Origin of the sequence: Patulibacter brassicae (assembly GCF_033949425.1) — a bacterium.
In the GTDB taxonomy this organism is placed as follows: Bacteria; Actinomycetota; Thermoleophilia; order Solirubrobacterales; family Solirubrobacteraceae; genus Patulibacter; species Patulibacter brassicae.
The window spans coordinates 52,950-74,471 of sequence record NZ_JAXAVX010000006.1 but is presented as its reverse complement, the minus strand read 5'-3'; the positions used below and the strand labels follow the sequence as shown (position 1 = coordinate 74,471).

19 protein-coding genes and 1 tRNA gene are annotated in these 21,522 nt (G+C 74.0%); 8 read left to right on the top strand and 12 right to left on the bottom strand.

Translation table 11 applies throughout. The features are described 5' to 3' along the window. Positions 1–30: 30 nt before the first annotated feature. The 9 genes from SK069_RS12775 to rpmH all read right to left on the bottom strand — a co-directional run bounded on the left by SK069_RS12775 (position 31) and on the right by rpmH (position 5,016). Positions 31–104: transfer RNA gene (locus SK069_RS12775), tRNA-Ile, on the bottom strand. A gap of 115 nt (positions 105–219) precedes the next feature. Then, entirely contained in the window at positions 220–1,125 is a 906-nt protein-coding gene (locus SK069_RS12770; protein WP_319954628.1) for a ParB/RepB/Spo0J family partition protein, read from the bottom strand. Next, positions 1,118–1,876 (bottom strand): ParA family protein, encoded by a 759-nt coding sequence (locus SK069_RS12765; RefSeq protein ID WP_319954627.1) that lies wholly within the window; start codon positions 1,874–1,876, stop codon positions 1,118–1,120. The genes SK069_RS12770 and SK069_RS12765 overlap by 8 nt, the downstream gene beginning before the upstream one ends. A 232-nt stretch (positions 1,877–2,108) precedes the next feature. Further along, positions 2,109–2,810, bottom strand: coding sequence for a 16S rRNA (guanine(527)-N(7))-methyltransferase RsmG (rsmG, locus tag SK069_RS12760; protein WP_319954626.1), 702 nt, complete (start codon positions 2,808–2,810; stop codon positions 2,109–2,111). Further along, on the bottom strand, positions 2,807–3,289 hold the full coding sequence (locus SK069_RS12755) for a Jag family protein (protein ID WP_319954625.1): 483 nt from the start codon (positions 3,287–3,289) through the stop codon (positions 2,807–2,809). The genes rsmG and SK069_RS12755 overlap by 4 nt, the downstream gene beginning before the upstream one ends. Position 3,290: 1 nt before the next feature. Further along, positions 3,291–4,199, bottom strand: a complete 909-nt coding sequence (locus SK069_RS12750) for a YidC/Oxa1 family membrane protein insertase (protein WP_319954624.1) — start codon at positions 4,197–4,199, stop codon at positions 3,291–3,293. 9 nt (positions 4,200–4,208) lie between these two features. Then, complete coding sequence (gene yidD / locus SK069_RS12745) at positions 4,209–4,478, bottom strand: membrane protein insertion efficiency factor YidD (protein WP_319954623.1); 270 nt, start codon at positions 4,476–4,478, stop codon at positions 4,209–4,211. After that, the gene (gene rnpA, locus SK069_RS12740) at positions 4,475–4,876 is read right to left on the bottom strand and encodes a ribonuclease P protein component (protein ID WP_319954622.1); all 402 of its coding nucleotides are present in this window, start codon (positions 4,874–4,876) and stop codon (positions 4,475–4,477) included. Before rnpA ends, yidD begins: the two co-directional genes overlap by 4 nt. A 5-nt stretch (positions 4,877–4,881) precedes the next feature. Further along, positions 4,882–5,016 (bottom strand): 50S ribosomal protein L34, encoded by a 135-nt coding sequence (gene rpmH / locus SK069_RS12735; protein ID WP_319954621.1) that lies wholly within the window; start codon positions 5,014–5,016, stop codon positions 4,882–4,884. Between the two features lie 320 nt (positions 5,017–5,336). On the opposite strand from rpmH, the gene dnaA reads away from it, so the two are divergent. The 7 genes from dnaA to SK069_RS12700 all read left to right on the top strand — a co-directional run bounded on the left by dnaA (position 5,337) and on the right by SK069_RS12700 (position 16,828). Beyond that, positions 5,337–6,776, top strand: coding sequence for a chromosomal replication initiator protein DnaA (gene dnaA / locus SK069_RS12730; RefSeq protein ID WP_319954620.1), 1,440 nt, complete (start codon positions 5,337–5,339; stop codon positions 6,774–6,776). A 125-nt stretch (positions 6,777–6,901) separates the two neighbouring features. Next, positions 6,902–8,014, top strand: coding sequence for a DNA polymerase III subunit beta (dnaN, locus tag SK069_RS12725; protein WP_319954619.1), 1,113 nt, complete (start codon positions 6,902–6,904; stop codon positions 8,012–8,014). Positions 8,015–8,035: 21 nt separating this feature from the next. Continuing rightward, on the top strand, positions 8,036–9,199 hold the full coding sequence (gene recF / locus SK069_RS12720; RefSeq protein ID WP_319954618.1) for a DNA replication/repair protein RecF: 1,164 nt from the start codon (positions 8,036–8,038) through the stop codon (positions 9,197–9,199). Further along, positions 9,196–9,501, top strand: coding sequence for a DUF721 domain-containing protein (locus SK069_RS12715; protein ID WP_319954617.1), 306 nt, complete (start codon positions 9,196–9,198; stop codon positions 9,499–9,501). Before recF ends, SK069_RS12715 begins: the two co-directional genes overlap by 4 nt. A gap of 155 nt (positions 9,502–9,656) precedes the next feature. Further along, positions 9,657–12,140, top strand: coding sequence for a DNA topoisomerase (ATP-hydrolyzing) subunit B (gene gyrB / locus SK069_RS12710; RefSeq protein WP_319954616.1), 2,484 nt, complete (start codon positions 9,657–9,659; stop codon positions 12,138–12,140). A 47-nt stretch (positions 12,141–12,187) separates the two neighbouring features. After that, a complete protein-coding gene (gyrA, locus tag SK069_RS12705; protein WP_319954615.1) occupies positions 12,188–14,755 on the top strand; it encodes a DNA gyrase subunit A in 2,568 nt (855 codons plus the stop codon). A 261-nt stretch (positions 14,756–15,016) separates the two neighbouring features. Then, positions 15,017–16,828: a metallophosphoesterase family protein gene (locus tag SK069_RS12700; RefSeq protein ID WP_319954614.1), complete on the top strand. Its 1,812-nt coding sequence runs from the start codon at positions 15,017–15,019 to the stop codon at positions 16,826–16,828. Positions 16,829–17,379: 551 nt separating this feature from the next. Here the strand turns inward: SK069_RS12700 and SK069_RS12695 are convergent. The 3 genes from SK069_RS12695 to SK069_RS12685 form a co-directional block, all read right to left on the bottom strand. After that, positions 17,380–17,871 carry an HNH endonuclease gene (locus SK069_RS12695; RefSeq protein ID WP_319954613.1) on the bottom strand — a complete coding sequence of 164 codons (492 nt, stop codon included), beginning with the start codon at positions 17,869–17,871 and terminating at the stop codon, positions 17,380–17,382. A gap of 284 nt (positions 17,872–18,155) precedes the next feature. After that, the gene (locus tag SK069_RS12690) at positions 18,156–18,719 is read right to left on the bottom strand and encodes a DUF4446 family protein (protein WP_319954612.1); all 564 of its coding nucleotides are present in this window, start codon (positions 18,717–18,719) and stop codon (positions 18,156–18,158) included. 5 nt (positions 18,720–18,724) lie between these two features. Then, positions 18,725–19,888, bottom strand: a complete 1,164-nt coding sequence (locus SK069_RS12685) for a hypothetical protein (protein ID WP_319954611.1) — start codon at positions 19,886–19,888, stop codon at positions 18,725–18,727. 194 nt (positions 19,889–20,082) lie between these two features. On the opposite strand from SK069_RS12685, the gene SK069_RS12680 reads away from it, so the two are divergent. Next, positions 20,083–21,501, top strand: a complete 1,419-nt coding sequence (locus SK069_RS12680) for a serine/threonine-protein kinase (protein WP_319954610.1) — start codon at positions 20,083–20,085, stop codon at positions 21,499–21,501. Positions 21,502–21,522: the final 21 nt, after the last annotated feature.

Here is a 21,522-nt window from a genome sequence, read left to right as displayed (position 1 = left end):
GACGACGGCCCCGCGGTGCGGGGCCTCGCATGGGCGATGGTGGACTCGAACCACCGACCTCTTCCTTATCAGAGAAGCGCTCTAACCGACTGAGCTAATCGCCCGAAGGGACCGGAAGGGTAGCGCACCGAGGAGCGACACGCGGCCCCGCCCGCGCGGCCCCGATCCGGACCGGCCGCGCGGTCCCGGCGGGGCGTTTCACGTGAAACGGGCGCGGCGTCAGGAGCGATCGAACGACGACGCGCCGATCCGCGCGCCGAGCGCCTCGGCGTCCGCGAGATCCTCGAGCCGGATCTCCACGACGAACCCGTCGCCCTTCGGTCGCACCGCGACGTCGCGGCCCAGCGCGAGGCCGAACCGGTCGCTGAGCGACGTGGCGGCCGCCGCCTGGTCGGCCGGGACCCGACGGGCGGCCGGCCGCGATCGCTCGCCATCCGTGGCCGCGCGAGCCCGCTCCTCCAGCACGCGCACCGACCAGCCCTCCTCCGCAGCGCGGCGGGCGAGGTCGCGGCGGGTCGCGTGGCCGTCCGCGAGCAGCAGCGCTCGTCCGTGGCCCTCGGTCAGACGGCCGTCGCCGATGAGGTCCAGCGCCTCGTCCGGCAGGTCCAGGATCCGCAGGAGGTTCGAGATCGCCACGCGACTGCGACCGACCATCCGGCCGACCGCCTCCCGGGTCAGCCCGAGATCCTCGACGAGCGCCGCGACGGCGCGCGCCTCCTCGACCGGGTTGAGGTCCGCCCGCGCCATGTTCTCCACGAGCGCGGCCTGCAACGACGTCGCGTCGTCCTGCTCCTGCACGATCGCGGGGATCTCGCTCAGCCCCGCGATGCGGCTCGCCCGCCAGCGCCGCTCGCCCGCGACGATCTCGTAGCGGCCCCCGGGGAGCGGGCGCACGAGCACCGGCTGCAGCAGGCCGCGGTCGGCGATCGAGTCGGCCAGCGCCTGCAGCGCCTCCTCCTCGAACACCCGGCGCGGCTGGTTGGGGTTCGGGACGACGAGGTCCAGGGGCAGCGTCCGCAGCTCCGCGGCGGAGCCGTCGAAGGACTCCCCCTCGGTGGCGAGGATCGATGCGAGGCCGCGGCCCATGCCGCGCTGCTTGGCCTTCGGCTTCGGCTTCTCAGCCACGGGCGACCATCTCCTTGGCGAGGTCGAAGTAGGCGCTCGACCCGCTCGAGTGCGGGTCGTGATGGATCACCGGCACGCCGTAGCTCGGCGCCTCGCTGATCCGGACGTTCCGCGGGATCACGGTGTCGAACACGAGGTCGGGGAAGTGCTGGCGCACCTCGCGCTCGACGTCGTTGGAGAGGCGCGTGCGCGAGTCGTGCATCGTCAGGAGCATCCCGGCGATCGCCAGCCGCGGGTTCAGCCGCCGCTGGATGAGCTTCAGCGTGTCGAGCAGGCCCGCGAGCCCCTCGAGGGCGAAGTACTCCGTCTGCACCGGGACGATCACGCGGTCCGCAGCGGCCAGGGCGTTGATCGTGAGGGGACCGAGCGACGGCGGGCAGTCGAGGAGGAGGAAGCGAAAGCGGTCGCGCAGGGGCTCGAGGGCGTCCCGCAGCCGGGTCTCGCTCCCGTCCTCGCGTGCGAGCTCGACCGTCGCCGCGGCGAGGTCGGGGTTGGCGGGCAGCAGCGAGAGGCCCTCGATGTCCGTGCCCACCACGGCTGCCGCGGCCTCGACGTCGCCGCGGAGCACGTCGTAGACGCTCGGCTCGGTCGTCTTGTCGACGCCGAGCGCCACCGTCGCGTTCGCCTGGGCGTCGATGTCGACCAGGAGCGTCGGGTACCCGGCCTCCGCCACGCAGGCGGCGACGTTCACCGCCGTCGTCGTCTTGCCGACGCCGCCCTTCTGGTTCGCGATCGCGTAGATGGTGCCCAAGGAGCTGTCCGTGTCGGGAGCGGTGAGGACGCCGGGAGCCCGTGGGGCCCGGCCGGCGCATGCGACCCGGGGGTCGCGGTCCGTGGGACCGCCGCAGCGGCGCCCGTCGGGGCCTGGGACGGTACCGCGCGCGTCACCGGGACGCACCCTCGCGGCGTTTCACGTGAAACCGTCGCGAGCGCGGCCCGTTTCACGTGAAACGACGCCGCCGACCGGGGGTCCCCGCGAGGTCCTACAGGGGGCGCCGGCGCGCTTCCCCGGGCTTCCGGGGGAAGCCCTTCGGCGTCGGCCGTTCCTTCACCGAGACGACGAGGCGCCGCTCGCGAGCCTCCGGCCACGGCGTCACCCGCTGGCTGCGCGGCTCCCCCATGCCGAGCTGCTTCGCCGCCCCCCGACCGGTGCGGGACTCGTCGTCGTCGAGCTGCCCCTTCCAGGCCACGAGCGCCCCACCGGGTCGCAGCAGCGGGGCGGCGTACTCCAGCAGGACGCCGAGCGGGGCGACGGCCCGGGCCGTGACCACGTCGAAGCGGTGCCGCCCGGCCGACCACGCCTCGGCCCGGCCGTGCACCGTGCGGACGTTCTGCAGCCCCATCCGCTCGGCGGTCGCGGCGACCCACTCGACCTTGCGACGGACGGTGTCCATCGCCACGACCTGCAGCTCGGGCCGCGCGGCCGCGAGCACGAGCGCCGGCACCCCGATGCCCGTGCCGACGTCGACGAGGGTCCGGGCCTCCCGGATCTCGGGCGCCGTGAGGCCGCTCAGGCCATCGGCGACGTGACGATCCACCGCCTCGGTGGGATCGCGGACCGTCGTCGCGGCGTGCTCGTCCGCGGCCAGGACGTCGAGCAGCACCCCCAGCGCGACGACCGCCGGCTCGTCGAGGCCGTGCTCGGTCCCCAGCGCCGCCAACCGGGCCGCGACCCGGTCGCTCACGGGCGCTTCGGCGTGACGACCAGGTGCCGCTCGGGCTCGTCGCCCTCGCTGTGGGTCGTGACGTCCCCGCGGTCGCGCAGCCGCTCGTGGACGTGACGGCGCTCGCTGGCGGTCATCGGGTCCAGCGCGACGGCCTCGCCCCGGCCGACCGCCCGATCGGCCGCCTCCATCGCGATCCGCTCGAGGATCGACGCCCGCCGCGACCGGTAGTCACCGGCGTCGACCGTGACGACCCAGTCCCCGCCGGGAGCGTGCTTCGCCGCGACGCGGGTGGCGAGGTGCTGGACGGCGTCGATCACCTGACCGTGGCGGCCGATGAACGGGGCGACGCCGTCGCCGCGGAGCGTGGCCGTGATCCGGTTGCCCTCGCGCGTGACGTCGACGTCGTCGCCGGCACCGAGGCCGAGCGCCACGCGCCCGACCACCGCCCCGACCTCGACGGCGATCCGCTCGCCGATGGCCTCGTCGTCGCGTGCCACGTCAGCGCCTCCGTCCGGACCGCTTCTTCTTCTTGCGGGGCGGCGGCGGCGGCGCCGACGTCCGCACGGCCGCGGCCCCGCCCGCGACCTCGGGCTCGTCCGGGACGGCGGCGGGCTTCGCGTGGCCGTAGACCCGGATGAGGCCCCACTGCTGGACGAGCGTGAAGACGTTCGTCGTGATCCAGTAGATGAAGAGGCCCGAGGGCGGCTTGATCGGGATGAGGAAGATGACGAAGACCAGCGGCAGCGCGAGCATCAGCCGCTTCTGGTTCTTGTCGGCCGTCGGCGGCATGTTCACCAGCGACGAGGCCATCTGCGACCCGACGTAGAGGACGAGGAGCAGGACGAGCAGGCCGCCCGTGGCCACCGCCGTGATGTCGGTGATGCCGAGGAAGCCCTCGCCGAACCCGCCGAGGACCTTGCCCTTGATGTCGGCGGCGTAGGAGGCCGCGTCGTAGGTGAAGCCCGTGGAGGGGTTGGGCACCTGGTGGCAGCCCACGTCGTGGGGCAGGTTCAGGTCGCGCCCCTGACCGCAGATCTCGAACTTCAGATCCGTGCGGAGCATGTAGAAGAACGCGATCAGGAACGGGATCTGCGCGATGATCGGCAGACAGGACCCGAACGGGTTCACCTTGTGCTCGGCGTAGAGCTTCATCGTCTCCTGCTGGAGACGCTGGCGGTCGTCCTTGTACTTCGCCTGGAGCGCCTTCATCTGCGGCGCGATCGCCTGCAGGCCGCGCATCGACTTGAAGGACTTGACGCCGAGCGGCAGCACGAGCAGCCGCAGCAGGATCGTCAGCAGGATGATCGAGAGGCCCCATCCGATCCCCAGGGAGTCATGGAAGAACTCCATGACGGGGAGGAAGATGTCGATCAGCCATTGGATCGGGGCGAGGACGGCAACGGGCATGCGGGTCGCTCAGGACGAGGAGGCAGGAGGACGGGGGCGGAACAGGCGCTGCGCCGCGACGGGATCGTAGCCACCGTCGCTCCACGGGTTGCACCTGAGGATGCGCCAGGTCGCCAGGACGAGCCCGCGCAGCACCCCGTAGGTGCGAACGGACTCGACGGCGTAGTGGCTGCAGCTGGGCTCGTAGCGGCAGCTCTGCGGCAGCGCCGGGCTGATCACCCGCTGGTACAGGCGGATCGGCGCGACGACGATCTCGCGCAGGAGGCGCAGCACGATCATCGCTCGCGCTCGGCCTCGGCGGCGGCGGCCTTGTCGACGAGCTCGCCGAGCGCGGCGTCGATCCCCGAGAGGCCCTCGCGCTCGGCGAGCTCGAGGGCGTCCGGACGCGCGACCACCACGACGTCGAGCGACGTCGGCAGCCGATCGCGATGGACGGCGAACGCCTCCCGCAGGAGGCGCTTGACGAGGTTGCGCTGCACGGCGCCGCCGACCCGACGGGAGACGCTGAGCCCCACGCGGGGCTCGCGTGCGTCCTCGGACGCGTCGCGCGGGAAGAGGTGCAGGACGAGGTGCCGGTTGCCGAACGAGCGCCCGCGACGAAAGACGCGCTCGAAGTCGGCGCTGCGCGTCAACCGGCCCCGCTTCGACCGCCGGGCGGTCGGTCGGGGCTCGGTCACGGCGATCAGACCGTCAGGCGGCGACGGCCCTTCGCGCGGCGGCGCTTGAGGACCTGGCGACCGGCCTTCGACGACATCCGCTCGCGGAAGCCGTGGGTGCGGGCGCGCTTGCGCTTCTTCGGCTGGTAGGTGCGCTTCATGGTTCAGCTCGGATCGACTCGGTGGCCGGGCGCAGCAGGCTGCGACCCGCCTCGGGCACGGCGAGGCAGTGTAGCCGGAGACGCCCTCCCGGCGCCGTGCGGGTCGTCGCTAGCGCACCGGGTGGACGGACCCGAGGCGGTCCTTCCCGCTCTTTCCGGGAAACGACCACCACGCGTCGTCGAACGGCCCCGGCGAGGGCCGGGGGCGCTGGTATATTCGCGCCCTCGCCGCCGGCCCCGGCCGCGGCCCCTCGGGACCCCAGGGTCCTCCCATCCGCCCGACTCGCACCACGTCCGCGTGGTGCCGCCGCCTGCTGCCCGTGACCGCCTCCGACCTCGACCGCGCCTGGAACGCCATCGTCGTCGAGGCCCAGCGGCGGATCGCCGATCCCGCCTGGACCACGTGGCTCTCGGTCCTCCGGCCGGTCGGGCTGGAGCAGGGCGTCCTCGAGGTGCACGCGCCCGACCACGCCCGGTCCTGGGTGTCCTCGCGGCTCGTCCCGCTGCTGCAGGACTGCGCGCAGCGCGCCCTCGGACCCGGCTGGGAGATCCGGCTCGCGCCCGGCGCCGCGTCGTCGCCGGGCGGGCGACGCGGGGGCCGGCGCGGCGGGGCGGCGGGCGGCCGCGACGAGGAGGGCGAGCGGCGCCGCGTTCCCGAGCGCCCGCTGACCCCGCGGTTCCGGTTCGAGGAGTTCGTGCTGGGACCGGCGAACCGCTTCGCCCACGCGGCCGCGCTGACGGTCGCCGAGAACCCGGGCATCGCGTACAACCCGCTCTTCCTCTGCGGCCCCCCGGGCGTCGGCAAGACCCACCTGCTGCACGCGATCGGGCACTACGCCCGCGCCCATCACCCGGGCATCCGGGTCCGCTACGCCACCGCGGAGACGTTCACCTCCGAGTTCACCGACGCGCTGCGGACGCGCGGGATCGACGGCTTCAAGCAGCGGTACCGGTCGATCGACCTCCTGCTCGTCGACGACGTGCAGTTCCTCATGGCCAAGCAGGCCACCGAGGAGGAGTTCTTCCACACCTTCAACGCGCTGCACGAGGCCGGCGCCCAGGTCGTCCTCACCGCCGATCGCGTGCCGAACGACATGGAGCAGCTCGAGCAGCGGCTCCGCGACCGCTTCGCCTCGGGTCTCGTGGCCGAGGTCGAGCCGCCGGACATCGCGACCCGGCTCATGGTCCTGCGCAAGCGGATCACCGGCCAGCAGCTCGAGCTCACCGACCCCGGCGCGCTGGAGGAGATCGCGCGCCACGTCTCCACGAGCGTGCGGGCCGTCGAGGCGGCGCTCATCCGCGTCGTCGCCTTCGCCTCGCTCACCGACCGCCCGGTCACGCGCGCGCTGGCGCAGGAGGTCCTCGGCTCGCTCTACCCGGGCCGCGACCGCCAGCCCGGCACGCGGCGGGTCGACGAGCCGGCGACGACCGGCGAGGTCCTCGCGGCCACCGCGGCCGTCTTCGGCCTCGCCGTCGACGACCTGACCGGCCGGCGCAACGACAAGCGCACGGCCTGGGCGCGCAAGCTCGCGATGTACGTCGCCCGCGAGGAGACCGGCGCGTCGTACCCCGCGCTCGGGCAGGCCTTCGGCGGTCGCAACCACACGACCGTGCTGAACGCCGTGCGCGGCGTGAACGAGCGGATCGACCGCGATCCCGCCGCACAGGTCGACCTCGCACGTGTGCACGACCGCATCGCGGCCGTGCAGCGGGGCGAGGACGACCCGGCCGGCGATCGACAGGACGACCGCCTCGGGTGACAGACTGCACAGGTCGCTGTGGACGAGCCGATCCCAGCTGCCACGGGCGATCGCCGGTGCTCCCGCACAGGACGCACAGGCCTTCCTCCTACTGCTGATCACTCTCTCCCCCTGAGGACTTCAAGGTGAAACTGCACACCGCCGCACAGGACCTGCTCGGTCACCTGCAGTCGCTCAGCCGCGTCGCGTCCGGGCGACTGGCCAACCCGACGCTCTCGGGCGTGCAGATCGCCGCCGACGCCGACGGCATCGAGCTGCGCGCCACCGACCTGCAGGTCGGCCTGCGGATCAGGCTCGAGGGCGAGGTCGAGCGACCGGGCACGATCGTCCTGCCCGCGCGGCTGCTGCTGGACATCACGCGCCAGGCTCCCGGGCCGCGCCTGACGCTCGAGCTGCGCACGGAGGAGCAGGACGTCGAGGTCACCGCCGGCTCGGCGGTGTTCCACCTGCGGACGCTCCGCGGGGAGGACTTCCCGCCCCTGCCCGAGCCGGCCGGTGCCGACGCGGTCCACGTGCCCGCCGACGCGTTCATCGCCACGACGGCGAAGGTCGTGCGCTCGGCGGCGAAGGACGACACGCGGCCGCTGCTGGCCTGCGTGCTCGTGCGCGCCGAGGGCGACACGCTCACGATGGTCGCCACGGACTCCTACCGGCTGTCGGAGAAGCGCACGGCGCTCGAGACCCCGCTCGAGGGCGGCTTCGAGGCGAACGTGCCCGCTCGCGTGATGCAGGAGCTCGAGCGGCTCGTGCCGGCCAGCGGCGCGGAGCACCTCGTCGTCTCCCGCGGCGAGAACCAGGTCCTCTTCACCATCGGCGAGCACGTCCTGAGCTCGCGGCTCGTCGACGGCACGTTCCCGCAGTACCGCTCGCTCATCCCCGAGACGTTCGAGCACGAGCTGCGCGTCTCGACGGCCGAGCTGCGCGAGGTCGTCTCGCGCGTGTCGCTGCTGGCCCAGAAGGCCGCCGCCCTGCGACTGGCCTTCAGCGACGGCGAGCTCGTCGTCTCCGCCCAGACCCAGGACGTCGGCGAGGCCCGCGAGCCCCTGCCCGTCCCCTTCCAGGGCGAGCCGTTCGAGATCGGCTTCAACCCGGAGTACCTCCGCGACGGCCTCGACGCGATCGACGAGGACGAGGTCCTCCTGCGCCTCACGAGCCCGATCCGGCCGGGGCTGCTGCAGACGACCGACGAGCAGCAGGGGTTCCTGTACCTGATCATGCCGATCCGCCTCAACGCGTAGGCGCGCTCGACGCGGTCCGCGGTGGAGGGAGGCGACGCGCCGCAGGACCGCTCGCCGCGGCTGGCCGCGCTGCGCCTGCGCGACCTGCGGACCTACGAGGAGGCCGACCTCGAGCTCGGTCCGGGGCTGACGGTCGTCTCCGGGCCCAACGGGGCGGGCAAGACGAACCTCCTCGAGGCGGCGTACGTCGCCTGCACGGGACGCTCGTTCCGCGCGGCGGGCGACCGCGAGCTCGTGCGCCGTGGTCGGGACGCCGCCCACGTCGCCGTCGAGGTCGAGCGGCCGGGCTTCGGCCGGGCGACCTTCACCGTCGGGCTCGTGCCGGGCGACCGCCGGCGACTGCGGGTCGACGGGGCCCCGGTGGACGGCCTGCTCGACCATCCGTCGCGGCCGCTGCTCAGCGTGTTCCTCCCCGACCGCCTCGCGCTCGTGAAGGGCACCCCGGGCCTGCGCCGCGCCCATCTCGACCAGGTGGTGCTCGCGCTGCGCCCGGCGGCGGCGGCGGTCCGCCGGCGCTACGTCGACGCGCTGCGCCAGCGCAACGCGCTCCTCGGGCAGCTGCGTGCCCGCGAGGTCAGCCCCGCCGCCGCGGCGACCGACCTCGAGCCGTGGGACCGGGCGCTCGCCGACGCGGCGGTGGCGCTGACCGGGGCGCGCGCCGAGGCCGTGGCGCTCCTCGCGGATCCGGTCGCGGCGCGGGCGGAGGAGCTCGGTCTCGCGGGCGAGCTGTCGGTCGAGTACCGGCCGCGCGTGGCGGGCGACGCCGAGGCCTTCCGCGCGGCGCTCGCCGAGCGCCGGGTGGGGGACCTCGAGCGCGGGTTCACCCACGCCGGCCCCCATCGGGACGAGCTGGCCCTGCGCCGCGACGGACGCGCGATCGCGCGGTTCGGCTCCCAGGGGGAGCAGCGCCTCTGCCTCCTGGCCCTCCTGCTGGGCGAGGCCGACGCGCTCCAGGCCGAGACCGGGCGCCGGCCCGTGCTGCTGCTCGACGACGTCATGAGCGAGCTCGACGCCACGCGGCGGGAGCGGCTCGTCGCCGTCCTGCGCGCCGGCGGCCAGGCGCTCGTCACGGTCACCGAGGCCGCGCACGTCCCGCACGCCGACGATCCCGGCGTCGGGCGCGTGGAGGTCGAGCCGGGCCACGCCCGTGCGCTGCGCGTGTCGACGATCGCGGAGGTCGCGTGAGCCGTCGGCGCCGGTCCACCCCGCGGCCGGTCGCCGACGGCCTGGGCTCCATGCTCGACGGGCTGGCGCCGGACGACGACCTCGCGCGGGTCCAGCGGGCCTGGGCGGCGGCGCTGGGACCGGCGGTCGCGGCGGCCGGCCAGCCGGTCGCGCTGCGCGACGGCGTCCTCCACGTCGCGTGCGCGGACGCCACCTGGGCCCACGAGCTGCAGCTCATGGAGCCGCAGATCCTCGAGCGGCTGGGCAGCGCCTACAACGGTCTTCCCGTGGTCGCGCTGCGGACGCGCGCCGGCGGTCGCTGAGGCCGCCGTCGCGGCCCCGGTTTGCAGCCGTTTTAGCCCGTCGCGACGGGGTTTCCGGGCCCTTCCTGTGGTACCCTGGGGAGCTGATTCGCTCGGTGCGCCCCGCCCGTCGTCCTAGGACTCCGGACCGGGGCGTTTCTGCTGCACGGAGGCCCATGACGACGACTGACAGCCCTGACCCCGACGAGCTGGCCGCGGCAGGCGCGACGCCGCAGGCGGTCGAGGCCGCCAAGCTGGCCGACTCGTACGACGCCGGGGACATCACCGTCCTCGAGGGGCTCGAGGCCGTCCGTCACCGGCCCGGCATGTACATCGGCTCCACCGGCGTGCGGGGCCTGCACCACCTCGTGTGGGAGATCGTCGACAACTCGGTCGACGAGGCGCTCGCGGGCCGCAACGACGTCGTCCGGATCGCCATCCACCCGGACAACTCCGTCACGGTCTCCGACGACGGCGCCGGCATCCCGGTCGCCATGCACGACACGGGCCGCCCGACCGTCGAGGTCGTGCTCACCGTCCTGCACGCCGGCGGCAAGTTCGGCGACGGCGGCGGCTACAAGGTCTCCGGCGGCCTGCACGGCGTCGGCTCGTCGGTCGTCAACGCGCTCTCGGAGTCGCTGACGGTCGAGGTCCGCCGCGACGGCCACGTCTGGACCCAGGAGTACTCGCGCGGCATCCCGCAGGGCGAGCTCGTCAAGGGGCCGCCGCTGGCGAAGGGCCAGTCGACCGGCACGACGATCACGTTCCTGCCGGACTCCGAGATCTTCGAGACGACGGAGTACGACTGGACGACGCTCGAGCAGCGCCTCCGCGAGACGGCGTTCCTCACGCGCGGCCTGCGGATCGAGCTCGTCGACGAGCGCGGCGACGGCAAGCGGGTCGACTTCCACTACGAGGGCGGCATCGCCGACTTCGTCTCGTTCCTCAACGACGGCAAGGACCCGATCCAGCGGAAGGTCGTCTGGTTCGAGGGCGAGGACGCCTCCGAGGGCGGCGGCGTCGAGATCGCGATGCAGTGGAACTCCACCTACCAGGAGTCCGTCTTCTCCTTCGCGAACAACATCAACACGCACGAGGGCGGCTCGCACCTCTCGGGCTTCCGCTCAGCGCTGACGCGGACGATCAACAAGTGGGCCCGCGACAAGGGCGAGCTGAAGGAGAAGGACCCGGCGCTCTCGGGCGAGGACGTCCGCGAGGGCCTGACCGCCGTCATCTCGGCGAAGCTCACGAACCCCCAGTTCGAGGGCCAGACGAAGACGAAGCTCGGCAACCCGGGCATGGAGGGCTTCGTCCAGAAGGTCGTCAACGAGAAGCTCGCCGAGTTCTTCGAGGAGAACCCGCAGGACGCCCGCGCGGTCATCCGCAAGGCCGTCCAGGCCGCGCAGGCCCGCACCGCCGCCCGGAAGGCCCGCGACCTCACGCGCCGCAAGAGCGCGCTGGAGAACTCGCGCCTGCCGGGCAAGCTCGCCGACTGCTCGGTGAAGGACCCGTCGCTGGCGGAGCTCTTCATCGTCGAGGGCGACTCGGCCGGCGGCTCGGCGAAGCAGGGCCGCGACCGGAACACCCAGGCGATCCTGCCGCTGCGCGGCAAGATCCTGAACGTCGAGCGGGCGCGGATCGACAAGGTCCTCCAGAACAACGAGGTCCAGGCGCTGATCACCGCGATCGGCACCGGCGTGCGCGACGAGTTCGACATCGAGCAGGCGCGGTACCACAAGCTCATCCTCATGACGGACGCCGACGTCGACGGCGCCCACATCCGGACGCTCGTGCTCACGCTGCTCTTCCGCGAGATGCAGCCGCTGATCGAGGCCGGCTACGTCTACATCGCCAAGCCGCCGCTCTACAAGCTCAAGCAGGGCTCCAAGGATCGCTACATCGAGAAGGAGTCCGAGCTCGAGGAGCACCTCCTCGCCGACAAGCTCGAGTCCTTCGAGATCCTCGCCGCCGGAGGCGCCGCCGCGAAGCTCACGCCCGCCAAGTGGCAGAAGTTCGGCCGGCTGCGCAAGCAGCACGAGGGGTGGGGCAGCGCGCTGCGGGCCGAGCACGGCTCCGATGTCGTGCAGTTCCTCGCCTCGACCGGGCTCGTGCACGACGGGATCACCGGCACGGACAACGTGCTCGCGCGCCTGCGCTCCGACCGCGCGGAGGAGGAGACGGGCATCCACGTCGAGCTCCTGGGCTCCGACGACGAGCACCTCGAGATCCGCACGACGGAGAAGAAGACGAACCTCCGCCGCACGCACCGCCTCGACCGCAACCTCTTCGACAGCGCCGAGTACACGGGCTTCGTGAAGGTCCACCAGCAGCTCGTGCAGCTCATCGGCCCGCCGCCGTTCCAGATCGCCCTCGGCGAGCGGACGGCCGAGGCCGAGACGTTCGAGGAGCTCGGCCGCCAGGTGATGCGGATCGCCTCGCGCGGGGTGCAGCTGTCCCGCTTCAAGGGCCTGGGCGAGATGAACGCCGACCAGCTCGGCGAGACGACGATGGACCCGCAGCACCGCACGCTGCAGCAGGTCACGATCGAGGACGCGGCCGCGGCCGACCGCCTGTTCTCGATGCTCATGGGCGAGCACGTCGAGTTCCGCCGCGACTTCATCGAGGAGCACGCCCGCCAGGTCGTGAACCTCGACGTCTGAGCCACCCCCGGCTCAGCACGACCCACCGTACGAACGAGGACCGATAGATGGCGACCGAGGTGATCAGCGGCGGCAACATCGAGCCCCGCGCGCTCGAGGACGAGATGCGCACCGCGTACCTCGATTACGCGATGTCGGTGATCGTCGGCCGCGCGCTGCCCGACGTGCGCGACGGCCTGAAGCCCGTCCACCGGCGAGTGCTCTACGGCATGTCGGAGCTCGGCATCGGGCCGACCCGCGGGTACGCGAAGTGCGCCCGCATCGTCGGCGAGGTGATGGGCAACTACCACCCGCACGGCGACTCGTCGATCTACGACACCCTCGTGCGCCTCGCCCAGGACTTCGCGATGCGCTACGAGCTCGTCGACGGTCAGGGCAACTTCGGCTCGATCGACGACGACCCGGCCGCGGCGATGCGCTACACCGAGGCGCGCCTCACGAGGCTCGCGCTGGAGATGCTGCGCGACCTCGACATGGACACGGTCGACTTCTCGCCGAACTACGACGGCCGCACGACCGAGCCCGACGTCCTGCCGGCCCGCTTCCCGAACCTCCTCGTCAACGGCTCCGCCGGCATCGCCGTCGGCATGGCGACGAAGATCCCGCCGCACAACCTCGGCGAGGCGATCGACGCGACGATCGCCTTCATCGAGGACCCGGCGATCTCGATCGAGGGGCTCATGCAGCACCTCAAGGGCCCGGACTTCCCGACCGCCGGGATCATCCTCGGCACCGGGGGGATCAAGGACGCCTACGAGACCGGCCGCGGCCGGGTCCGGATCCAGGCGAAGGCCCACATCGAGCCGCTGAGCCAGGGCAAGGAGGCGATCGTCGTCACCGAGCTGCCCTACGAGGTGAAGAAGGGCGGCGACAACGGCCTCATCCGGAAGATCGCGGACCTCGCGAACGAGAAGAAGATCCCCGAGGTCTCCGACATCCGGGACGAGTCGGACAAGCGCGGCATGCGCCTCGTCATCGAGCTGAAGCGCGACGTCCTGCCGAAGGTCGTGCTGAACAAGCTGTTCAAGCACACGAACATGCAGACGACGTTCGGCGTGAACATGGTCGCGCTCGTCGACGGCGTGCCGCGGACGCTGAACCTGCGCGAGATCCTCCGCGCCTACGTCGACCACCAGCGCGAGGTCGTCGTCCGCCGCGCGAAGTTCGAGCTCGCGCAGAAGGAGGCCCGGGCGCACGTCCTCGAGGGCCTCCTCATCGCGCTGGACAACCTCGACGCGGTGATCGCGGTCATCCGCAACTCGTCCGATCGCGAGACGGCCCGCGGCGAGCTCATGAGCCGCTTCGGGCTGACGCTCATCCAGGCCCAGGCGATCCTCGACCTGCGCCTCGCCCAGCTCACCGCGCTGGAGAGCGACGCGATCCGCGCCGAGCACGCCGACGTCATGGAGCGCATCCGCGAGCTGCGCGAGCTGCTCGGCGACGAGCAGCAGGTCCTCGAGCTCATCAAGGAGGAGCTCACGGACATCAAGGAGCGCTTCGGCGACGAGCGTCGCACGATCATCACCCACGCCGAGGGCGAGATCGACATCGAGGACCTGATCGCCGACCAGCAGATGGTCATCACCATCACGCAGGACGGCTACATCAAGTCGCTGCCGCTGAACACCTACCGCCAGCAGCGTCGCGGCGGGGTCGGGGTCACCGGCATGAACATGAAGGACGGCGACTACATCGAGCACCTCTTCGTGTGCTCGAGCCACGACTACCTGCTGTTCTTCTCCAACCGCGGCAAGGTCTACCGCTCGAAGGTCTACGAGCTGCCGGAGGCCTCGCGTCAGTCCAAGGGGCGCTTCCTGCGCAACTTCCTGCCGCTGCGCGAGGACGAGCGGATCCAGTCCGTCCTCTCCACCCGGGACTTCAACGAGACGCAGTTCCTCATCTTCGCCACGCGCAACGGCACGGTGAAGAAGACCGAGCTGCAGGCGTACAACACGCCGATCAAGGCCGACGGCATCATCGCCATCAAGGTCCGCGACGACGACGAGCTGATCGCGGTGCGCAACGTCGACCCCGGCGACGAGGTCGTGATGGTCTCCAAGCAGGGCCTGGCCGTCCGCTTCGGCGAGGACGACGCGCGCGCCATGGGCCGCGACACGACCGGCGTGCGCGGCATGGACGTCGGGGCGGACGCGAGGAAGAACTCCGTGATCGCGATGGACGTCGCTCAGGACGACCTCGACCTGCTCGTCGTGACGGAGAACGGGTTCGGCAAGCGGACGCTCGTGCGGGAGTACCGCAAGACGAGCCGCGGGGCCAAGGGCGTCAAGACGATCCAGCTCACCGAGACGAAGGGCGGCCTCGCCGGTGCGCTCGTCGTCCGCGAGCACGAGGGCCTCGTCTTCATCAGCGAGGGCGGCATGGTCCAGCGGACCTCGGTCAAGGGGATCAACCGCTACGGCCGCAACTCGCAGGGGGTGAAGGTCATGAACGTCCGCGACGACGACCGCGTGCGCGCGATCGCCCGCGTCGTCGAGGAGACGGCCGCCGACCCGACGGTCGCCCTCGAGGACGGCGCGGTGCCGCCCGGCGCCGACGCCGTCGATGCGGGCGGCGAGGCGCCCCCGCCGGCGGACGACGCGCCGACGGACGCCTGACCGGCTGCCGCCGGACCGGTCGCCGCCGCGACCGGCCCGGCGGCAGCGTCCGGTCGGTCGTGACCGGCCCCCCGGGCCGGCTCGGCTCGTCGCGAGCCGTGCCGCCGTCGCCCCGTGCACGTCGACGGCGGACGCGCCTCGCGGGAGCGCGGTCCCCGTTCACGATCCGGTGCCACCCGCCTCCGACCGACGGGTAGCCTGCGAGGGGCCGTGCGCCATCTCTCGCTCTTCGCGCCACCTCGAAGCCGTCGCTCAGGTGCCGTGGTCGCCGTGCTCGCCGCGCTGCTCGGCGGCCCGACCGCGGCCTCGGCCGCCGCGCCGGACCGCGTCGCGCTGAACCCCACCGCTGATCCGGCGCGCTCGCAGACGGTCACCTGGCGGGCCCCCGACGGCGCGGGGGGCAGCCTTCAGCTGCGGGCGGCCGACGGCCGCGCGATCCGCAGCGCCACGCCCGACGAGAGCGAGCTCCTGCGCGGGGCTCGGCACCACGCCGTGACCCTCACCGGGCTGCGACCGGACACGACCTACGGCTACCGCGTCGGGCACGACGGCGCGTGGTCGCCCTGGCACGCGTTCCGCACCGCCACGGACGGCCTGCGGGCGCCGTGGCGGTGGCTGTACCTCGGCGACGCCCAGGAGGAGCTCGACACCTGGGCCCGATGGGTCCGACCGGCCTTCGACGCGGTCTCCGACGCGCGCCTCGTCATGCACGTCGGAGACCTCGTCAACGCGCCGAACGAGGACCGCGAGTGGGGCCAGTGGTTCGGCGGGCAGCGCGGCACGATCGAGCGGATCAACGTCTTCTCCGTCCCCGGCAACCACGAGTACGTGGGGACGACCGACCGCCTGCCGTTCGTCGACGCCGACGCGAGCGCGCGGACGTTCCGCACGCACTTCCGCTTCCCGCGCAACGGCGTGCCGGGCTTCAGCGACACGAACTACGTCTTCGACCACCAGGGCGTCCGGTTCATCGGCCTCAACACCGGCGACAACCTCGGCTACGACCCGTCCCCGCAGCAGGCGGCGTGGCTGGACCGGACGATCGCCGAGAGCACCCAGCGGTGGACGGTCGTCTTCTTCCACATCCCGGTCTTCTCCAGCGCCGACCAGCACCACTCGCAGGCCGCGCGGGTGCGCCGGTCGTGGCTGGAGATCCTCGAGCGTCGCGACGTCGACCTCGTGCTGCAGGGCCACACGCACGCCTACGGCCGCGGGTTCGTCAACGGGCACCCCGACGGTCCCCAGTACGTCGTGAGCGTCAGCAGCCCGAAGTACTACGACCTCGGCACCCCGCCCGGGGCCGACTGGATCGCCAACGGCGCGACCGCCCGCGCGATCGTCGGGCAGACCTCGACCGCCCAGGAGATCTGCGTGGGTCCGGACCGCCTGGGCCTGCGCGCGACGATCATCGGCAAGGGCCCCGGCACGACGACGGACAAGCCCGTCGGCGCCGTCCTCGATGCGTTCACGATCCGCAAGGACGGCGGGAGGAAGCGCGTCGAGGACGGGTTCTCCTGCGACGAGCCCCGCCCCCCGACGGCGACGGAGCCCGGCGGCGGCGTCGCGGAGTGCCTCGGCCGGCCCGCGATCGTCGACGTCGCGACGAGGGGCCGCCACGACCGGATCCGCGCCGAGGTCCCGCTCGCGCGCGCCGGCGGCGCGGTCCGGGTCGAGCGCTCCACCGGCGGCGCGTGGCGCACGGTGGTCCGAGGTCGGGCCGATGCGCATGGCCGCGTCGACGTCGGGGTCGCCGCGCCCGCCCGCCGCGTGGCCGCCCGGACGCGGTACCGCGTCGTCGCGGGCACGGGGCGCTCCAGCGCCGCCGGGCGGGACCGCGCCGTGCGGATCACCGGGATGGCGCGGCGCGGCGAGCGGGTGACGGTCGCCGGACGCGGGGCCGCGCGCGCTCCGGCGAGGATCGAGGTCCGCCGCGGCTGCGGGGCCTGGCGCTCGGTCGCCCGCGTCCGCTCGACGCGCGCCGGCGCGGTGCGCCGCACGGTCGACGTGCCGCGCGGAAGCGCCGTGCGCCTCGTCGTGGCCGGTGGCCGGTCGCTGCCGCGGACGGCGCGCTGAGCCCGGGTCCGGCGTCGCGGTCGCGGCTCCTCGGCGACGGGGGCGCGCCGCCCCGCCGGCCGTCGCGCCCGTGAGCGTCCTCGCTCCCGGCCGCGTCCAGGACTCGAACTCCCGGGTCGACGCGTCCGGACGTCCCTTCCCCTCGACCTCGTCGGCGGCCGGTGCTACCGTCGCCTCGACCCGCTTGCACCAGAGAAAGGAGGTGGTCCGAATCTACGACAGTAGCCACGGGACGCAGGAGGTGGCTGCGCGCTGACGCAGCCGTGATCGGCCTCCGGTGACGCGCACCCGACGCGTCATCCCGGATCAGGAGTTCCGCCCTCGTCCCAGCGGATGTTGTCCCCGCCCACGAGACTGGCGTGGAGACGTGGAGCTCCTGACCGGGCCACCGGTCCGACTCTGCGGGTGCCTCGAGGCACCCGGTCAAGCGCGGCGCCCTCTGGGCGCCGCGCGTCGTCGTGGGCGCGCCTCGCGGGCGCATCGCCCCGGCCGACGTCCGGCACGCACTGCAGCGGTGCGCCCGCGAGGGGTCCCCGCCGACGGACGCGCCGTCAGGCCGCCTGGCCGAGCCAGGCGTGCCAGCTGTCGGGCACCCGGGGGCACGCGACCTGGATGAACACCGACGGGTGCGGCGGCCGCGGCGAGCGGCGCGGGAACATCCGCGCCTGGTGCGGCAGCCGGTCCGCCTTGCGCCGGTTGCACGGCGCGCAGCAGGCGACGATGTTCTCCCACTCGCTCGACCCGCCCTTGGACCGCGGGATGACGTGGTCGACGGTGAGGTCGCCGCGCGAGCCGCAGTACTGGCAGGACCAGTCGTCGCGAGCGAACACCGCGCGCCTCGTGAGACGACGACGCCCGTGCCGAGGCACGGGCGCGTAGGTCCTGAGTCTGATGACGGCGGGGCGGGCGAGGGCCGTGCGCTCCGCGCGTAGCTCGCCGAGGCCGGCCTCGATCACCTCCGCCTTCTCCTTCAGCAGGAGGACGGTGGCGCGCCGGACGCCGCAGACGTGTATCGGCTCGTACGTCGCGTTGAGGACGAGCACGTGGGAGGAGCTGGCCGCGGGCGGCGGCGAGGCGTCCCGCGCCGGCCGCGTCGCGCTCGGCGCGCCGCCGCGGCGTGCGGCGCCGCCCGATCCCCGGGGGACGAGCGGTACGACCGTGGCTGGTGCGTCGCCGGCGTGCATGCTCCTGCTCCGCGGCGGAGGATACCCGGGCCCGCGGCGCCGTCGAGCCGGCGTGGCCCCATGGACACCGGGGCTTCACGGGTTCGAGCCCGCCCGCTCCCGCGCGCCTGGCGCGGCCCCGCTCGGCGCGGAGGGCGACGCGCTCAGTCCGCGCCGTCGGGGCGCGGCGCCGGCGGGGTGCCCTCGATCGTCCCGTCCCGGCGGATCGCGCCGTGACCGAGCGCGAGGGCGAGCGCCTCGTCCTCCTCCGGCGCGAGGCGGTGCTCGGGCCGCCCGCCGAGGATCCGACGGACGTACAGGCGGGCCTGGTCGCGGTGGTGGATCGACGTGATGACCACGCCGTCGCCGCGGACGTCGAGCAGCGCCAGGGAACAGGACTGCTGGCCCGAGAGCTCGCCGTAGGCGTCGTAGCGGACCATGCCGTGCCGCGAGAAGACGCGCAGCAGGGCGCCCTCGATGCCGCCCATCCGCGCCGACAGCCCGTCGGCGAGCGTCCGCCACTCGCCGGTCGCCGCGTCCACGCGGGCCGTGAGCTGCGCGGCGTGCGCGACGAGGTCGGCGGTCCCCAGGTCGCCGAGGACCGCGCGCTGGGCGCCGCGCACCCGTCGCAGCTGCAGCGCGAGGACGGCGACGCCGAGGAGGGCGAGCAGCCCGACCACCGCAGCGGCCGCGGCGACGACCTGCCAGGTCTCCGTCGACCCGCCCATCCCGCTCAGCCGCCGACCGTGACCTGGAACGTCTGCTTGTTGTTGTCCATGTTCGACTCGCCGGGGACGCCGCCGACCGTGATCGTCAGCTCGCCCTCGACGCCGGAGCGGACGGCCGCGGGCAGCGTCAGCGGGACGGTCGCGGTCTGGCCCTGCGCGAGCGTCGCGATCACCCGCTTCGTCGACACGGACTGCCCGCCGGAGATCGCGAACGTCGCGCCGACCTCGATCTGCGACTCGTCGGACTCGCCGCCGTTGTTCACCTGGACCTCGACCTTGCGGCCGGGGACCGCGGTGGACGCGCCGGCGCTCAGCTGCGTGCCGCCCATCGTGACGCCGGTGATGCTCGTGCCGTGCAGCCCGGGCGACGAGGGCGTCTCGCCGCTGCGGTCGCGGACCTCGCCCGACGAGCTCGATCCGCCGCCGCCCCCGCCGCTGCCGAGCTTCGCGCCGAGGCCGTCGGCGTCGAGCCAGCTGAAGTCGGTGAGGACGCGCGGCGCCTGGACCTCGGCGCCGCTGACGTCGGCGTCGCGCAGCGCCTCGTCGATCAGGGGCTTCGTGCGGCTGAGCAGGATCACGTCGCTGGCCAGGAGCGCCTGCATCTGCCCCGCGATCGCGTCGAGCGCCTCCTGGCTCGTCGACGCGTCGGCGAGGGCGCGCGAGATCTCCTGGGCGATGACGCGCAGCGCCTCGGCGCGGAGGTTCATCGCCAGCTCGAGGTCGTGCTGGGCGGCCTTCCCGCGGTCGTCGCCGGGCGGGCTGAAGCCCTGGACGCGGTCGGCCTCGTCGGAGGCGACCTCGCGGATGCTGCTCAGGCGCGACTGCAGCGCGTTGGCCTCCTCGCCCGAGGAGAGGACGTCGAAGAGCGGGTCGGCGACCTCGCTGCGCGACTCCTGCAGCACGGCGGTCACGTCGCGCGAGTAGTCCTGCAGCGCCGACTTGCGCCCGGACTTCACGCAGCTGTTCACCGCGACGGTGAGGAGGATGAGGATGAAGACGATCGCGCCGAGGGCCACGATCTGCCGGACGCGCGCGGTCTGGGCGTCGGGCGGCGCGCCCCCGCCGGTGAGCCCGCCGAGTCCGGGGCGCCGCGACGACGCACGCCGCGACTCGCCCTCGTGGGCGACGTACGTCGGCTCGTCGAAATCGTCGTCGTCGAAGAACGACACGGGGTGCGCTCCTGGGGCAGGTGGCAGTGCTCGGCCGGTCGATCGTCCGGCGGTCCCGGGCCTCGTTCACCGCGGACGCCCGAGATCCTCCTGCTCGCACCAGGGTAGACGGCGCGCGTGCCTCGACGCGCCGCAGCGCCGGGCGGCCGCCTGCCCCGTGCAGGAGCCGCGACGCGGAGCGCGAAACGGGAGGCGTGCGCACGGGAACCGTCGCCGCCACCGACCGCCTGGCCCCGCCCTCCGCGGCGACGCCGGCGGTGCCGCCCGCCGCCCCGGGCCGGTCGTCCGCCCCCGGCGGGCTCGTGCCCGGCGAGCTCGTGCTGGGCCGCTACGTCCTCGTGCGCGTCCTCGGCCGCGGCGGCGCCGGAACGGTCTGGGAGGCGCTCGATCGCCAGCTCGGCCGACCGGTCGCGGTGAAGTGCCTGCCGGCGGACGGCCGGGGGAAGGCGCTCGGCGAGGCCCGGGCCGCCGCGCGGCTCGGGCACCCCGCGGTCGTCTCCGTGTACGCCTTGGGCGCTGCCGCCGGGCACGTCTGGCTCGTGACGGAGCTCGTCGCCGGGGACACGCTGCGCCGCACGATCGCCGACGACACGCACAGCGACGAGGAGCTGCTGCAGATCGGCGTGTCGCTCTGCGCCGCCCTGCGTCACGCGCACGGGCGCGGGATCGTGCACCGCGACGTCACGCCCCGGAACGTCCTCGTGCCCCACGGCGCGTTCCGGGTCGACGGCGCCGGCGGGACGCGGTGCGATCCGGGGGTCGCCCCGGCGAAGCTCGCGGACTTCGGGATCGCCCGCCTGGCGGCGACCGAGACCGCGCCGACCCCACCCGGCGAGCCGCCGCGGATCGTCGGGACCCTCGCCTACATGTCGCCGGAGCGCCTCGAGGGCGGGCCCGGCGACGCCGCGGGCGATCTCTGGGCCCTCGCGGTCGTCCTCCACGAGGCGCTGACGGGCGAGCACCCGGCCGGGTCCACGACCGGGAAGCCGGCGAGCGCGCTGCTCGTCGCGCACCGCGACCTTCCGTCGCTGCGCCTGCGCCGGCCCGACCTCGAGCCGGATCTCGTCGCCGCCATCGACCGCGCGGCCGCCGAGGATCCCGCAGCGCGGGGCACGGTGGCCGAGCTCGAGGCGGCCCTGATGAGCGCCCTCGAGCAGCGCGGCGTCGCCGTCGCCCCCGCGGTGGCCGACCCGGCCCGCGCGCTGCCGCGCCGGCCCGCGCCGATCGCCGGTCCGTCCCCGGCGATCCACGTCCACGTCGCGCGCCCGCGGCCGGCGCTCGTGCCCGTCGTGCCGGTCGCCGCCGCGGCCGGCGCGGCGCTGGGCCCGCTCGCCGTGCCGGTCGCCGCGCTGCTCGGCGCCGCGGCGATCGTCGGGGCGCGTCGCGCCACGGCCCATGCCCACGGACGCCGGATCGCGGCGGGCGTGCTCCTCCTCGCGCTCGTCCTCGCCGTCGCCGCCGGCGCGGCGTCCGTGCTGCGCGCGGCGGGCGCTCCGGCCGGTCCCGCCCTGCCCCTCGTGGCGCTGCTGCTGGCCACGGGGGCGGTCGTCGCGCGGTCACCGAGCACGGCCGCCGCGGCTCCGACGCCCCGTCGAGCGCCGCGCACCCCGTAGCATCCGGGGACCGAGCCCGAG

What these genes read in the sequence shown, in the direction of transcription:
- SK069_RS12750 (WP_319954624.1), bottom strand. Translation starts at nt 4,199, where the DNA reads ATGCCCGTTGCCGTCCTCGCCCCGATCCAATGGCTGATCGACATCTTC.
- yidD (WP_319954623.1), bottom strand. Translation starts at nt 4,478, where the DNA reads ATGATCGTGCTGCGCCTCCTGCGCGAGATCGTCGTCGCGCCGATCCGC.
- rpmH (WP_319954621.1), bottom strand. Translation starts at nt 5,016, where the DNA reads ATGAAGCGCACCTACCAGCCGAAGAAGCGCAAGCGCGCCCGCACCCAC.
- gyrB (WP_319954616.1), top strand. Translation starts at nt 9,657, where the DNA reads ATGACGACGACTGACAGCCCTGACCCCGACGAGCTGGCCGCGGCAGGC.
- gyrA (WP_319954615.1), top strand. Translation starts at nt 12,188, where the DNA reads ATGGCGACCGAGGTGATCAGCGGCGGCAACATCGAGCCCCGCGCGCTC.
- SK069_RS12690 (WP_319954612.1), bottom strand. Translation starts at nt 18,719, where the DNA reads ATGGGCGGGTCGACGGAGACCTGGCAGGTCGTCGCCGCGGCCGCTGCG.